This is a genomic window from Bacillus cereus group sp. BfR-BA-01430, from assembly GCF_022663115.1.
GTDB classification, from domain to species: domain Bacteria; phylum Bacillota; class Bacilli; order Bacillales; family Bacillaceae_G; genus Bacillus_A; species Bacillus_A cereus_BD.
Map to the genome: position 1 here is coordinate 332,587 of NZ_JAKUEW010000002.1, position 13,185 is coordinate 345,771.

Here is a 13,185-nt window from a genome sequence, read left to right on the forward strand (position 1 = left end):
TTCCGTTCATAATAAGAAGGTTCACCTATACATTTATTTGTATACAAATGTTAGTGATGAAACGGGAGGATTTCAATGAAACGGAAAATATGGCTTATTAGCATCTTGTTATTTATCAGTATGATTATTACCTCTTGTAATGCAACAAATGCAAATACAAAAGGAAAAATTAAACTTGGTGTTACAAGTTGGAAAGAAAATATTGCAATTGCAAATTTGTGGAAAGTCTTATTAGAACAAAAAGGGTATAAAGTAGAACCGATGTATTTAGAAAAAGCAGCAATTTGGACTGGTGTTGCTCGTGGTGATATAGATGCAAATTTAGAAGTTTGGCTTCCAGTTACCGATAAACCGTTAAATAATCGGTATAAAAATGATATCGTCTTAAAATCAAAATGGTATGAAGGAACTGGACTTGGCTTAGTTGTTCCTTCTTACATGACAGACGTTAACAGCATCGAAGATTTAAATGCTTATAAAGAAGAATTCGGTAATAAAATTGTCGGTATTGAACCAGGTAGTAGCTTGATGAATTTAACAAATAAAGCGATGAAAGAATATGATGTAAAGTTAAAACTTGTCCAATCTTCAGAAGCTGCCATGATGAGTGAATTAAAAAAAGCATATACACAAAAGAAACCAATCGCTGTTACGCTTTGGAATCCACACTGGGGCTTTTCAGAATTTGATTTAAAATATTTAAAAGATCCTAAGAAAGTATATGGTGAAAAAGACGACATTTATTACTCTGTAAGAAAAGGATTTGAAAAAGATTATCCAGATGTTGTGAAATATTTTGATAAATGGAAAATGAATGATGAACAACTTGGTACTTTAATGGTTATGCTAAATAAAATGAAAGATCCTGAAGAAGCTGCACGAAAATGGATTAAAAAGAACCAAGGACTTGTGAATGAGTGGATGAAAGAATAGTACACTGTATAAAAACAGGCTAGGAAATAAATTATGTTCCTAGCCTGTTTTCCATTATTTTTTTGTAATAACTGCATCAACAATCCCGTATGTTTTTGCTTCTTCTGCTGTCATAAAGTAATCTCTTTCTGTATCACGTGCTACTTTCTCAATTGGTTGCCCTGTTCGGTCGGATATAATGTTGTTAATATCTTGTTTTAACTTTAATATTCGTTTTGCTGTTATTTCAATCTCTGTCGCTTGCCCTTTTGCTCCGCCAAGCGGCTGGTGAATCATAATTTCACTATTTGGAAGCGCAAATCGTTTTCCTTTTGTTCCGCTAAGCAACAAAAGTGCCCCAAATGATGCTGCAAAGCCCATACAAAGCGTTTGTACATCTGGCTTAATCAAATTCATTGTATCCAAAATCGCAAACCCTGCTGTCGTCGAGCCACCTGGACTATTAATATAAAGAAAAATATCTTTTTCTGTATCTTCCGCTTCTAAAAACAATAACTGCGCCACTACACTACTTGCAACTTGATCATTAATTTCTGAACCAATCATTACAATACGATCTTTTAATAATCGAGAATATATATCATAGGAGCGTTCTCCTAACTTTGTTTGTTCCACAACATACGGAATTGTATTCATCATGATCCCTCCATCTTATTGTTAAGCTGCGCATAACATAAAATTGTAAGAAGAAGATTTTTTCGCACTGAACAATAACACCGGCTCTTTAGAAGATACATGTGTAAAATGAATAGTCGGAAGGAGTTTTGTTAATAATTCTGGTTTTTGTTCTCGAACCGCTGTTACGACTACCTTGACATCATCTTGCCATGCTAAGTTGCTATCTTCTTCATTTCTCATTTTCAATTTATTTCTACTCCGAAATAACGAAGCTTTCACTGCTCCTTCTGATATCGAGCATATTTTCGCAATATCAGATAGATGATATTGAAAGACATCCTTTAACAAAAAAATAACAGTTTGTTGTGCATTTAGTGAAGTGACTACTTTTTCCGCCATCTCATGCAAATCAGCAATTATTTCATGTGGTGTTTCAAATGTTACTTCCTTCTCTACTTTCTCTTGAACAGATTTTGATTTTAATTGATCGAACCATTGATTTCGCGCAATTTTATATAGAAGCGTCATACAAATATCTTTCTCTGCATATTTTTGCAGTACTTTACAAACCGCTTCTTGCGCTAGGTCTTCACCGTCCCACTTGTTTTTTGTTAAAAACATGCAGTATCTTTTTAATTCGGCATAATTCTCAATCAGAAAATTTTTATTTGAATAATCCATATCGATAGGATTTTTAAACAATGGCATTACTTTTGTGCACAAAATAACCACTCCTTTTCAGCGCTTACTTAATGAACGATTGAAGGGATGAAAAAGTTACGGAGAGAATAAAAAATTTTTAAGGTTTATGTTTTTCAATGTGCGGTCATAAATATGTTATGTAGAATTTTACACAAGGAGGCTATCAAATGCCAAAATTAACTGTAATCGGCACTGGTACTTTTGATGTTGAAGAAGGAACAAAATTAGTGTTAGCTCTTGAAGATAACGGCGTGCCGATTCTTCATCGTTGCGGCGGGAAAGCTCGCTGTACAACTTGTAGAGTCGAAGTCGTTGCAGGTGATTTCCGTGAGCCTACACCGAAAGAAACACATGCAATGACAGAGAAAGGCATTGAAGATTACTTACGATTATCATGTCAAATGCGAGTATATAAAGATTTAACTATCCGGCCCATATTAACAGTCGAAAATTCAGGTTTAGATGCTGGGCCGCGTCCTGCAGAATAAGGTGGTGGAGTGTATTATGAATCTAAAACGTTTAGCTGGTGAATATGCTGTGCATTTTGTAAAAGATGGGATGAAAATCGGACTTGGTACAGGGTCTACTGTGTATTGGACGATACAACGGTTAGGACAACTTGTCAAAGAAGGTCTTACAATTGAAGCTGTACCTACATCAATCGCAACGGAAAAATTAGCGACTCAGCTGTCTATCCCATTACGACCTAACAATACAATAGATCATCTTGATCTCACAATTGACGGCGCAGATGAAATCAACCCAAATTTACAGTTAATAAAAGGTGGAGGTGGTGCTCTTTTGCGAGAGAAAATAGTCGCCACTTCCTCTCAAAAATTAATTATAATTGCAGATGAATCAAAACAAGTAGAAGAGTTAGGTACGTTCCCTTTACCAATCGAAGTCATTCCATTTGCCTATAATCAAACAGAAAAAAAGATTCAATCGCTCGGTTGCCAAACTGTGTTACGTATGAAAAACGGTGTGCCCTTCCTTACAGACAATGGTAATTTTATTTTAGACTGCACGTTTCCAAGTCGCATTACAAATCCACTTGAAATCCATCATCGTTTAAAAATGATAACGGGTGTTATTGAAACTGGATTATTTATTAATATGGTACATAAAGCAATCATCGGGACTGAAAATGGAATCATCGAGTTATGATTCCATTTAATCAGTGGAGGGGTTCTTCCTCCCTGCCCCTTTACTTTCACTGAATTTTGAGATAGATATATAATGTTTCATAGAATACTTGGATGATCTTATAACTATTGAAAGAAGTTTACATGTTTTGTAATGTAGTATATATAAATGACCCACTATTATACGAAAAAGGACTGAGTCAGTTGAAATCGAAAAGAATTCAAGAAATGAAAGATCTAGAAACCGCCTTTCAAATTCGAAAAGAAGTATTTGTAAAAGAGCAAGGAGTTCCTCTTGAGGATGAATTCGATACATTTGACACGTTAAGTGAGTTCTGTCAGCATATTTTAGTTTATTATAACGAAATACCGGTAGGAACGGGCCGAATTCGCTTTGTTGACAACATGGGGAAACTAGAAAGAATTTGTATTTTACAGCCTTATCGGAAATATGGACTTGGAAAAGTAATTATTCAAACGTTAGAAGAAATTGCCTATGAAAAAGGAGCCAACAAAGTAAAACTACACGGTCAAACACAGGCTGAAGGTTTTTATAAAAAATTACACTATCAGCCTTCTTCCGATATTTTTATGGAAGATGGAATTCCTCATATTTTAATGACAAAAGAATTATCATGTTAAGTTCTTTCCGCAGAAGGCATTGAAAAAACAACACGTATTTTATCGGAATGTTGAGAATGAAAAGGAGTCCATCATCTATATAGTGGGTGATGGACTCCTTTTTTATGATGAAGTGGACTTTTTCAGCGGCCTCTTCTTCATGTTATCCCTTTTTGATTTGAAAGTATAATAGTAAATTTTTATTACTTCACAAACCATCCCGACTCCAACGCCAATTGTATAAGCAAATACATCACTCCATAAAAAACCATAACCTAATACAAGTCCGCCTAATGTCGTGGCACGAATACGATCAATCCATTCTGCATGATATAATTGACTCATTTCAATTGCATAGCAAAATAACAAACTCATTAAGGCCACTTTTTTCGTTTCCATTTTATGAAAAAGGAATCCAAATCCAATAAAAATCATAAGTGCCCATAATGCATCCCCTAAATATGAATGTAAGAAGCCTGGAAAAATATGTGCAAATTTTCTCGATCCTAACCCGAAGAGCATAACGATTATTGTTAATAATACATATCGTACTCTATTTCGTTCATCATTCATTGTTTTATCCTCTCTTACTTTCTCTACCCAGTTTACATAACAATATTACATTCAACTTATAGCATTTCTCAAAAAAGTGCTGACGATATCCTCCACCCATAAAAAATCGATAGGAAGATAATAAAAATACATCGTTCTCGTTATGTCTCCCTAAGTTTTTCTAACATCGTCTTTTAATAGAAGCTTATATGTTACCTCATCTGGCAGAACGGACATATTAGATTGAATGACTTTATTTTTTATATACTCACTTGCATTATTTTGTTGTATAAATTTCAATGCATGTGCTTGTTTTCCTTTTAACACTTTTCAACATTCGATCCTTTATTTCTAAACCCTTCTTATCGATTCAACAAAATACTGTTTGGCAAAGTAAATGCACCATGTTCTTGATAAAAAAGAACAGCATCTATAACAGCATCGATATGTATAGTTCCATATACATGTGGATAATCTTGACCATTCGATGATTTTTCATATTTTATTTCAGCTTGAACACGTGTTGAATCTATTAAAAGTAAGACTAATTCCTTCTCAGTACGAAAGTGTTTTTCTGCAACGGATAAAGATTGTTCTAAAAATGAACAATGAATAAATCCCTCTTCTGCAAGTGATGCCTCCTTAATTTCCCCGCTTATTTGTGCTGCTTCCCAATCTTCTCTTTTCATAACTTTTGTGATAATAGTCAATTTCTTTCTCTCCTTTTTAAATTCCAAAGTGAATCATATATTTATTCTCTACTTTTGCTTGAATAATTTTGTTAGCTAATTCGTTCAGTTCAATAGATTGCTTCCTATCTTTGGAAGATATAACTATATCTAGAAATTGAGATAATGATTCAGGTGGAATAATCGTAATCCCCCAATTTGCCAAACCATATTCAGGGCGATCTAACGTATGAAAATATGTCTTCATTATCGATAAAGGTTTAAATAAATTTGTAAGAATATCATCATTTACAGAAATACAGTTATGTACATCTGGATTGTAACTCTCGTAAGTCTTTTGATTATTGATATCATGAATTATACCAAATTCGTGATTTAAAGCCATACTTATACTCCCCCTTTGATAGCTTTCCGCCTCTTTTCCTAACTACCTGAGTATCAAAAGATTCTTATTTCCATTTCTTCAGCTACAAGTTCTTATTTTGATTCCTTATTGAGCTAATCTACTCCGTTAGTGGAAGAAAGATTTTTAAATAATTATATTTTTTTAAATGACTTTATTTTACATTATCAAGACCTAATTCAAAAAAGTCATGAAAAATAAGGAGCTATACATATTATCCATGACTAACATGTATAACTCCTTTACTTCTTATTAAACAATCGCGCCCTTTAATTGAACAAAGGACCTTTAAATTAGCATTCATAAGCCATTCTTAGAAATTCATATGTGCTACCATTTGTAGCTTGCATAAATGTATCAATATCTTTAAACCCAACTTTTCTATATACTTTTATCGCTCTTTGATTAAAAGTTGCCACTGACAATGTAATTTTATCTGGTATAAATCTTGATTGGACAAAATCAATACCTGCATTTAGAAATTCTAACCCTCTACCATCGCCAGTCAAATCTGGTCTCATGCCTAAACCTATATCATAAATATTAGCAGCTACTTTTTTAACACTGAAGAAACCAATAATTTCATCCTCTTTCAAAACGGCAAACATTGAGTTACCTCTTGTTTCTGGGTCTAAAAATTCAGCTAAATCTTCTTCATCAGCTTCTATATCATAAAAAGAATATTCTCCATCATAGTGCCAATTATGTGCAATACCCTCAGCTTGTTCCTGAGTCATAATCTCAAACTTATAAGTCATAAATATTCCCTCTCGCTTTTATCCTCTTACTCTACTATTCTGCCCGTTTGTTTAATACCAATCATCTAAACTTTTTTCAAAACACGCTTTTTCTCTTTGTAATTGAATCATCCTTTTTTACAAAGGTTTGATAATTTTTGTAATTCTTGCTCCATAAAACGCCCTGTTAGTTTAAGGGCGTATACTCATAATATTATAAAATGATAACAACCCTCTTTATTTTTCTCTATTTTTTTATTTGTAAATAAGCCCGAATCATAAAATAACTCACTTCATCTGGGAGCTGTTCTTTTATTGACCTTAAACCGCCCTCTGCATGTCGAACTGCTGATTCGATAAGAGATTCATACTTTGTTGGCACAAAGCTTTGCCAATCTACTTTCATCCCTTCTTCCGAACAACGAATTAAATGGTTTTCTACAGTTTGACGCGATAAACCTCTTACTTTTGCAATTTCACTGAGTTCAATGCCTCGCTCATACATTTCATACGTTTCTAAATGAGAGTTTTTAGAAGCTTTCCCTGATTTCTTCCGCTCAGTCACAACTTCTGTTTTAACCGTTTCTGCGTAATTCGGATTTTCTTTCATAAAATGAAGCACCGCTTGTAAAAAGTGAGAACCGTACTTCGCCAGTTTATGCTCTCCTATTCCTTTTACTTGTAGGAGTTCCGTCTCGTTTTTTGGCATTTTCGTACACATATCTGTTAACGTTTGATCAGAAAAAATAACAAATGGCGGTACACCTTCGCCTTGTGCAATCTCTTTTCGAATTTCACGAAGCACTTCGAAAAGCGGATGGTCCTGTACAATTTGTCTTGTTTCTACTCTTTCTTTACGCAGTACACGTTCGTTTCCAAGCAACACTTCTTTTCCTTTTGCTGTTACTTTTAATGTTGGATACGTTCCATGCTCTACCGCAATTAATTCATCCGAAATTAAAAACTCAATAAATTCACTTACTTCTTTTACACTGCGATCTGATAAAAGCCCGTACGTTGGAAGTGTATGAAAACGAAATTCAAGCACTTTTTTATTTTTTGATCCTGTTAACACTTGTGCAATCATTTGTTTTCCAAAGCGTTGATTCGTTCGAATCATACACGATAAAACCATTTGTGCTTCTCTGGTTACATCAATACTTTCACGCTCATCTATACAATTTCCACAGCGATCACAATCCTCTTCTGGCACTTCTCCAAAGTAATCTAGAATAAAAGATTGTAAACATTGTTCCGTATGGCAATAATCGGTCATGTGCTGTAATTTCTCTAATTCATTTGAGAAACGTGACTCTCCCGTCGATTGGTCAATTAAAAAACGTTGCACTTGTACATCTTGAGAGGAATATAACAAAATACATTCGCTATCTAACCCATCACGACCAGCACGACCTGCTTCTTGATAATAGCTTTCCATATTTTTCGGAAGTTGATAATGAATCACATATCTTATATTCGATTTATCAATTCCCATACCAAATGCCGATGTTGCGATCATGACACTGACTTCATCTCGTAAAAAACGTTCTTGTTGTTCATCACGTTCATAGTCGCTCATCCCAGCGTGATAGCGTGCAACGGAAACACCAACCTTACTTAGTTCTTCATATAGCTGGTCTACGACCTTTCGTGTTGCCGCATAAATGATTCCAGATTCTTTTTGGTTTTGCCGAATATATTCTTTCAAATAAGCATTGCGATCTTGTCCTTTTATAACAGAGAATGATAAGTTTTCTCTCTCAAACGTTGTCATGATTGTATGAGTAGGATCAATATCTAATGCACGGCAAATGTCTTCTCGTACTTGCGGTGTTGCAGTTGCGGTTAACGCGAGCACGATTGGCTTTTCTGGCAAGTAATCTAATATGCGATGTATATGTAAATAACTTGGACGGAAATCATGTCCCCATTGTGAAATACAATGGGCTTCATCAATTGCAATCATCGGTATTTTCATATCGATTAATTGATCCACAAATTCCATCGAATCGAGACGCTCCGGTGCAACATAAAGCAATTTATAATGCCCTTGCTTCGCTAACTGTATACGCTGATTCGCTTCTGTTATCGAAATAGAACTATTAATATATGTAGCGGAAATGCCATTTTGTACAAGTGTATCTACTTGATCTTTCATAAGTGAAATCAAAGGTGAGATTACTAAAGTCGTTCCTTCAAATACCAATGCAGGAATTTGATAACAAATCGATTTTCCGCCACCTGTTGGCATAATACAAACTGTATCTTTCCCATCCAATACATTTTTAATTGTTTCATCTTGTCCTCTGCGAAATGACGAGTAGCCAAAATAAGAGGATAAAAGTTCTTGTGCTTTCGTAAACAACAAAAATTCACCTGCTTTTCTTAATCTTTCATCTAGCTCTTATTATATCATCAATTTTCAATCATTGTCGTTCTCGCTATTTCACCGTATGTTTCTATATCAGTGCAAATCCTTCATGTAAAAATGAAGAAATCCATTTCTTTTAATCATTATTTTCATACGTGTACTATTTGGTAGTTTTTATTGTTCTCATTATATAAAAACGGCGTAATCCATTCACAATTAAGTAGTACATAGAAACATGTGCAACATAAAAATTAGAATATTCCTTTCCTAAAACGATACGCATTACTATAAGGGAGGTTTATATATGAAACAAAAAAACAATGTAATTGCGTTTCCGCTTTCAAATAAACGCAGCAAATCCTCGTACGATAACACTTGGAAAGATGAGTCACATTATAAATATGAACCATTCTTTTCATACAAAAAGATTGTGCATTTCTTTTTAAAAAAGATCAAACAGTTATGGACATAATTAAAAACTTTCTCAACATCATCCTTATAGACTTCACACTTTGCAATCGTTAATATGTAATTAATCTGTTGGATATAAAACCCCTTCTTACGACCCGTGATGGATTTGCGGGTCTTTTTTGATTTCACTCTTATGTTTTTCCATGTGTATAGGTTGTGCTAATCCATTTATGTCCATTTTTTTCTCAATACAAAATCTTCTTTCAATTTGTTATGATAAAAGTACTCCAGATGAGTTATGACTCATCAACATTATCTAGTTAAAGAGACCTATCATGCGGGAAGTAGGTCTCTTTGACTTTTTTGAGATTTCTTGCATCTATTTCTATATAGCTACGAATCTTCTTTTTCATACGTCTCCTTTTTTTTATTCTTTCCAACATGACTTATTAACCTTTTCATACTTTCATTTTCTCCTTTACATTTAACGTATAACCATATATTTTATTAATATCTTTTTATATTTTTTTGGGAGGAAACAGATTGATTAACGCCATAGGTCTCGCTTTTATTCTTTCTAATAAGCTAGAGAAGAAAAAAAGAGTTTATTTAAATGATAGATTCGCGCTAATAGATATTTTAGAATCGAAAGAAGTCTATGATTCTGAAGGAAATCTGCTCGTAGAATTAACTTGTAAATATAGCATTTACTTAGATGAAAAATATTATTGTAAATCACTCGACGACTATACAGGACAAGTATTCCCTTTCCTAAGCGCAAAAGTAGGAAAAGGCCTCGTTAGAAATTTAAATTACTATTTTTCACACATTGATCTATATGATAAAAAGCCACCAGTTAAAGAGATTAGACAGCTTATGAAACAAGTCATACATGATAGATAATATATTCTAGTATGTCATAAAGTGAAACTTTAATCAGTGGGGGTTTTCTTCATCCCCCACTGATTATGAGCCCTCACCAATCGGGCTGTTACGGGCAGCCCTACTCCCACCTATCTTCCTTGTTTCTTTCTGAATCTTGAGGTGGGAGTCTTACTGCCCTAAAATAGCGGGATAAACGATTCTCTCATAAGCAAGAGGGGAACGTTTTCTCCCCTCTTTTTTATGTACAAGCAATTCACCTTCATCATATGAATTCTTTAATATCACTCGCAATGTTTGCAATGACATTTCACCTTCTTTCTTCCCAGCAAAAGATTCATTTTCTAAAATGATATAAAAAAGCAACTCTAGATTTTTAGAGTTGCTTTTTCTCACCATCTAATACTATGTGATTTTATAGCGATTCAAATACTTGTGAGGGTAAATGCATTTACTATTTAATTAAATCCCACCGCCAGGCTCTGACACGTACAACATTGTTTCATACTTTAACTCAGAAGAAGCATTATCTTTTGTAATAGGACTATTTAAACCAAATGATACTACTACAACACTCATTAAACCTAACAATGTAATTTTAATCTTTTTCATTTTAAACGCCCCTTTTCTTTTAATAAATTTCTAGCTTCGTAACCCATATGATAATAATCAGATGCTTTATCTTTCTCACCCATATTGTACCATTTAACAGCTAAAATCTCTGAATATTTTTGTATTTCATTCCATAAATCTTGCTCTTTAAAGAAAGAAATAGAATCTAACATAATTTTTTCTAGCTTTTCAATGGGTTCATTATCAAGCATAGTTTTTAAAATTGTAAAATGATATTTATATTCTGTTGTACAATCTTTAAAGCCTTCTTCAATATAAAAATTTGCTTCTTTGAAGTTTCCTAATTTAAAATGCTCTTTAGCCAACACGTGAATTCCCTTTTTCTGATAAGGTGCTCTCGGTTGACCAAACTCTCTAAATACATCTGTAAGATGTCGTATTGCTAATTCTGAAAGATTTTGATCGGCATAAAATACTCCTAAATTATATCGGACAGTTAAAGCTGCTCTCAATTCATTTTCATGTTCAAAGATATTCAAAGCTGATACTAAGTATTCCTCCGCCATTTCATATTGTTGTAGAGTAATACAAGCCATACCTAAGGTGTTTTGACAAGCTCCCACCTTTGCTTTATATCCTTCATACTCTGAAAAATACTCAAGAGCCTTTGTAGCGTAATGAATCGCCAATGTTGGTTGTGATAAATAATAATGGTATAGCGCAATCCGATAATGGTACTCCGCTGTTTCAGCTTCATTTGGCATCATATCTAGTAGATTAGCTGCGATTTCCCGATGGTATTCTGCACAATTATAGTTTCCAGTTTCAGTGTGATAAATAAAATGAAAGAAATGATAATAATATTTCAAAAAGCAATCTGGCATATCTTTTATGTAGTCAAATCCTTCAAGACCCTTTTCGAAATCGCCGGTTAACATCTGATATCTAAAGTTTAATAATGAGTAATAAATAAAAGAATCTGTATGCTTCTTCCTATTACTAAATTTATCATCTATTTCTTTTTTTAGAACCATTGCTTTATCTAATTGTTGAGAAAGCATTTTCTGGTACCATTCATCTAATAAATCATATCCTTTGTCGGCGATAGTCTTTATTCCCATACGAGACCTCCTTTTTTAAGAATATTATCTAAATTTTACCATAAACAATCCAACTAAAGATCCTATTTAATTCCTGATTTATATTGAGAAATAATTATCAGATAATTCAACCTTACGTGTAATAGCAAATTTCTTTTTTATTCAACTCTATGTAACTTTTCATTCAGCTCTGAAACAGGACTTTCCTTGATCAAGTAATGAACTATTGGTAAGACTAGAAAACTAGCAATTGCACATAATATACCTATTGTTAAAAATGTTTTTCCGCCAACCAACAACCATGAAGCACCCGCCGATGCAAACATCATCCCAATATACATTGCAGAACTATTCAATGCCATTACTGTTCCTCTAATTTTTGGGCTTAGCTCCGATATTAAAGCTGTTAACGATGATTGACCTAAACCAATTGACGTGCTCCATAAAACGTGAACAATAATTGCAAGTACAGCATAATTCGTTAATAATGAAAAACTAATAACACCTATTGCTGCAATCACAGCTACAATCGATACGACGGCTTTTTTACCAACTTTATCAGATAGTTTCCCACCAATTACATTACCAATAATGCTACCAGCACCTGCAAGAAAAATTACTATCCCAATTTTTCCAACGCTATAATCAAAATTTTCTTTGTAATATACACCTATGTATGAGAACATACCTTGTAATCCAATTGTCCACAAGAATGTAGATAATAATGCAAAAAACACAGATGAATTTGTAAATGCTGCTTTAATAGCCGAAACCATTGCAATTGGTGCTGATACCGGTATTTGATTTGTTGCTGGTGTTTTCGGCAATGCACCAAGTGCAATAAATGTAACTAAAAGTGCTAGTATTCCTATACCATAAAATGTCCATTGCCAATTCCTAATTGCAGTTAAAAATGCACCGATTGGTACACCTAATACAGTAGATCCAACCATTGCTCCCATTATCATCCCCATTGCCATTCCACGCGTTTTATAAGGGATTTTATCTCCTATTAATGCAAAAATACTCGGCATAACCATTGCTCCTGAAAAGCCAGTTAAAGCTCGAAATGCTAAAATTACATTAAAATCTTGTGTCAATCCTGTACAAAAGGTACCGATTGAAAAAATAAACATTCCTGTTACAATCATTTGTTTCCGCCCAATTTTATCTGAAATCGGACCAAATAACGGTGCTGTTAGTCCGTAAAATAAAGCATAAGAGGTAATAAGCCATCCTCCCTTTTCAATTGGTGTTACGGTCGCCTTTGCAATATCAGGAATCAATGGTGATACTACTAAAGAATCCATTCCAATAAAAAATGCTGCAATTGCCAATGTAAATAACATAGGTTTTATTCCTTTGTCATTCATGTTAATCTCTCCTTTTCAATATATTTATTTCATATATGAAATAAATAACCAAATTACTTCATATATGAAATATAT

17 protein-coding genes are annotated in these 13,185 nt (G+C 33.7%); 6 read left to right on the top strand and 11 right to left on the bottom strand.

Annotated elements, in window-relative coordinates:
* Positions 1 to 75 precede the first annotated feature (75 nt).
* Positions 76 to 933, top strand: coding sequence for a glycine betaine ABC transporter substrate-binding protein (locus tag MR058_RS06115; RefSeq protein WP_242143121.1), 858 nt, complete (start codon positions 76 to 78; stop codon positions 931 to 933).
* A 54-nt stretch (positions 934 to 987) separates the two neighbouring features.
* On the opposite strand, the gene clpP is transcribed toward MR058_RS06115, so the two are convergent.
* A complete protein-coding gene (clpP, locus tag MR058_RS06120; protein ID WP_242143122.1) occupies positions 988 to 1,569 on the bottom strand; it encodes an ATP-dependent Clp endopeptidase proteolytic subunit ClpP in 582 nt (193 codons plus the stop codon).
* Between the two features lie 21 nt (positions 1,570 to 1,590).
* Entirely contained in the window at positions 1,591 to 2,274 is a 684-nt protein-coding gene (locus MR058_RS06125) for an RNA polymerase subunit sigma-70 (protein WP_242143123.1), read from the bottom strand.
* A gap of 146 nt (positions 2,275 to 2,420) precedes the next feature.
* Here MR058_RS06125 and MR058_RS06130 point away from each other — a divergent pair, with 146 nt between their 5' ends.
* The 3 genes from MR058_RS06130 (at position 2,421) to MR058_RS06140 (ending at position 4,040) form a co-directional block, all read left to right on the top strand.
* Positions 2,421 to 2,741 (top strand): 2Fe-2S iron-sulfur cluster-binding protein, encoded by a 321-nt coding sequence (locus MR058_RS06130; protein ID WP_242143124.1) that lies wholly within the window; start codon positions 2,421 to 2,423, stop codon positions 2,739 to 2,741.
* 16 nt (positions 2,742 to 2,757) lie between these two features.
* The gene (gene rpiA, locus MR058_RS06135; RefSeq protein WP_242143125.1) at positions 2,758 to 3,420 is read left to right on the top strand and encodes a ribose 5-phosphate isomerase A; all 663 of its coding nucleotides are present in this window, start codon (positions 2,758 to 2,760) and stop codon (positions 3,418 to 3,420) included.
* Positions 3,421 to 3,602: 182 nt separating this feature from the next.
* Positions 3,603 to 4,040 carry a GNAT family N-acetyltransferase gene (locus tag MR058_RS06140; RefSeq protein WP_242143126.1) on the top strand — a complete coding sequence of 146 codons (438 nt, stop codon included), beginning with the start codon at positions 3,603 to 3,605 and terminating at the stop codon, positions 4,038 to 4,040.
* Positions 4,041 to 4,142: 102 nt separating this feature from the next.
* On the opposite strand, the gene MR058_RS06145 is transcribed toward MR058_RS06140, so the two are convergent.
* From MR058_RS06145 to recQ, 5 genes are all read right to left on the bottom strand, one after another.
* Positions 4,143 to 4,592, bottom strand: a complete 450-nt coding sequence (locus tag MR058_RS06145; RefSeq protein WP_242143127.1) for a ribosomal maturation YjgA family protein — start codon at positions 4,590 to 4,592, stop codon at positions 4,143 to 4,145.
* A gap of 341 nt (positions 4,593 to 4,933) precedes the next feature.
* Entirely contained in the window at positions 4,934 to 5,275 is a 342-nt protein-coding gene (locus tag MR058_RS06155; RefSeq protein ID WP_242143506.1) for a DUF952 domain-containing protein, read from the bottom strand.
* Between the two features lie 22 nt (positions 5,276 to 5,297).
* On the bottom strand, positions 5,298 to 5,645 hold the full coding sequence (locus MR058_RS06160; RefSeq protein WP_242143128.1) for a short-chain dehydrogenase: 348 nt from the start codon (positions 5,643 to 5,645) through the stop codon (positions 5,298 to 5,300).
* 311 nt (positions 5,646 to 5,956) lie between these two features.
* Complete coding sequence (locus MR058_RS06165) at positions 5,957 to 6,421, bottom strand: GNAT family N-acetyltransferase (protein WP_242143129.1); 465 nt, start codon at positions 6,419 to 6,421, stop codon at positions 5,957 to 5,959.
* Between the two features lie 226 nt (positions 6,422 to 6,647).
* A complete protein-coding gene (gene recQ, locus MR058_RS06170) occupies positions 6,648 to 8,765 on the bottom strand; it encodes a DNA helicase RecQ (RefSeq protein ID WP_242143130.1) in 2,118 nt (705 codons plus the stop codon).
* Between the two features lie 310 nt (positions 8,766 to 9,075).
* On the opposite strand from recQ, the gene MR058_RS06175 reads away from it, so the two are divergent.
* Both MR058_RS06175 and MR058_RS06180 read left to right on the top strand, forming a co-directional pair.
* A complete protein-coding gene (locus MR058_RS06175; RefSeq protein WP_242143131.1) occupies positions 9,076 to 9,243 on the top strand; it encodes a hypothetical protein in 168 nt (55 codons plus the stop codon).
* A gap of 482 nt (positions 9,244 to 9,725) precedes the next feature.
* Positions 9,726 to 10,085: a cytoplasmic protein gene (locus tag MR058_RS06180; protein WP_242143132.1), complete on the top strand. Its 360-nt coding sequence runs from the start codon at positions 9,726 to 9,728 to the stop codon at positions 10,083 to 10,085.
* A 150-nt stretch (positions 10,086 to 10,235) separates the two neighbouring features.
* Here the strand turns inward: MR058_RS06180 and MR058_RS06185 are convergent, their stop codons facing one another.
* The 4 genes from MR058_RS06185 to MR058_RS06200 all read right to left on the bottom strand — a co-directional run bounded on the left by MR058_RS06185 (position 10,236) and on the right by MR058_RS06200 (position 13,110).
* Entirely contained in the window at positions 10,236 to 10,460 is a 225-nt protein-coding gene (locus MR058_RS06185; protein WP_242143133.1) for a hypothetical protein, read from the bottom strand.
* A gap of 66 nt (positions 10,461 to 10,526) precedes the next feature.
* Positions 10,527 to 10,676, bottom strand: coding sequence for a Phr family secreted Rap phosphatase inhibitor (locus tag MR058_RS06190; protein WP_242143134.1), 150 nt, complete (start codon positions 10,674 to 10,676; stop codon positions 10,527 to 10,529).
* Positions 10,673 to 11,758, bottom strand: a complete 1,086-nt coding sequence (locus MR058_RS06195) for a response regulator aspartate phosphatase (protein WP_242143135.1) — start codon at positions 11,756 to 11,758, stop codon at positions 10,673 to 10,675. Before MR058_RS06195 ends, MR058_RS06190 begins: the two co-directional genes overlap by 4 nt.
* Before the next feature lie 137 nt (positions 11,759 to 11,895).
* The gene (locus MR058_RS06200) at positions 11,896 to 13,110 is read right to left on the bottom strand and encodes an MFS transporter (protein WP_242143136.1); all 1,215 of its coding nucleotides are present in this window, start codon (positions 13,108 to 13,110) and stop codon (positions 11,896 to 11,898) included.
* Between the last annotated feature and the right edge of the window lie 75 nt (positions 13,111 to 13,185).

What these genes read in the sequence shown, in the direction of transcription:
- MR058_RS06190 (WP_242143134.1), bottom strand. Translation starts at nt 10,676, where the DNA reads ATGAAAAAGATTAAAATTACATTGTTAGGTTTAATGAGTGTTGTAGTA.
- MR058_RS06165 (WP_242143129.1), bottom strand. Translation starts at nt 6,421, where the DNA reads ATGACTTATAAGTTTGAGATTATGACTCAGGAACAAGCTGAGGGTATT.
- clpP (WP_242143122.1), bottom strand. Translation starts at nt 1,569, where the DNA reads ATGAATACAATTCCGTATGTTGTGGAACAAACAAAGTTAGGAGAACGC.
- MR058_RS06130 (WP_242143124.1), top strand. Translation starts at nt 2,421, where the DNA reads ATGCCAAAATTAACTGTAATCGGCACTGGTACTTTTGATGTTGAAGAA.
- MR058_RS06160 (WP_242143128.1), bottom strand. Translation starts at nt 5,645, where the DNA reads ATGGCTTTAAATCACGAATTTGGTATAATTCATGATATCAATAATCAA.
- MR058_RS06145 (WP_242143127.1), bottom strand. Translation starts at nt 4,592, where the DNA reads ATGAATGATGAACGAAATAGAGTACGATATGTATTATTAACAATAATC.
- MR058_RS06115 (WP_242143121.1), top strand. Translation starts at nt 76, where the DNA reads ATGAAACGGAAAATATGGCTTATTAGCATCTTGTTATTTATCAGTATG.
- MR058_RS06200 (WP_242143136.1), bottom strand. Translation starts at nt 13,110, where the DNA reads ATGAATGACAAAGGAATAAAACCTATGTTATTTACATTGGCAATTGCA.
- rpiA (WP_242143125.1), top strand. Translation starts at nt 2,758, where the DNA reads ATGAATCTAAAACGTTTAGCTGGTGAATATGCTGTGCATTTTGTAAAA.
- MR058_RS06175 (WP_242143131.1), top strand. Translation starts at nt 9,076, where the DNA reads ATGAAACAAAAAAACAATGTAATTGCGTTTCCGCTTTCAAATAAACGC.
- MR058_RS06195 (WP_242143135.1), bottom strand. Translation starts at nt 11,758, where the DNA reads ATGGGAATAAAGACTATCGCCGACAAAGGATATGATTTATTAGATGAA.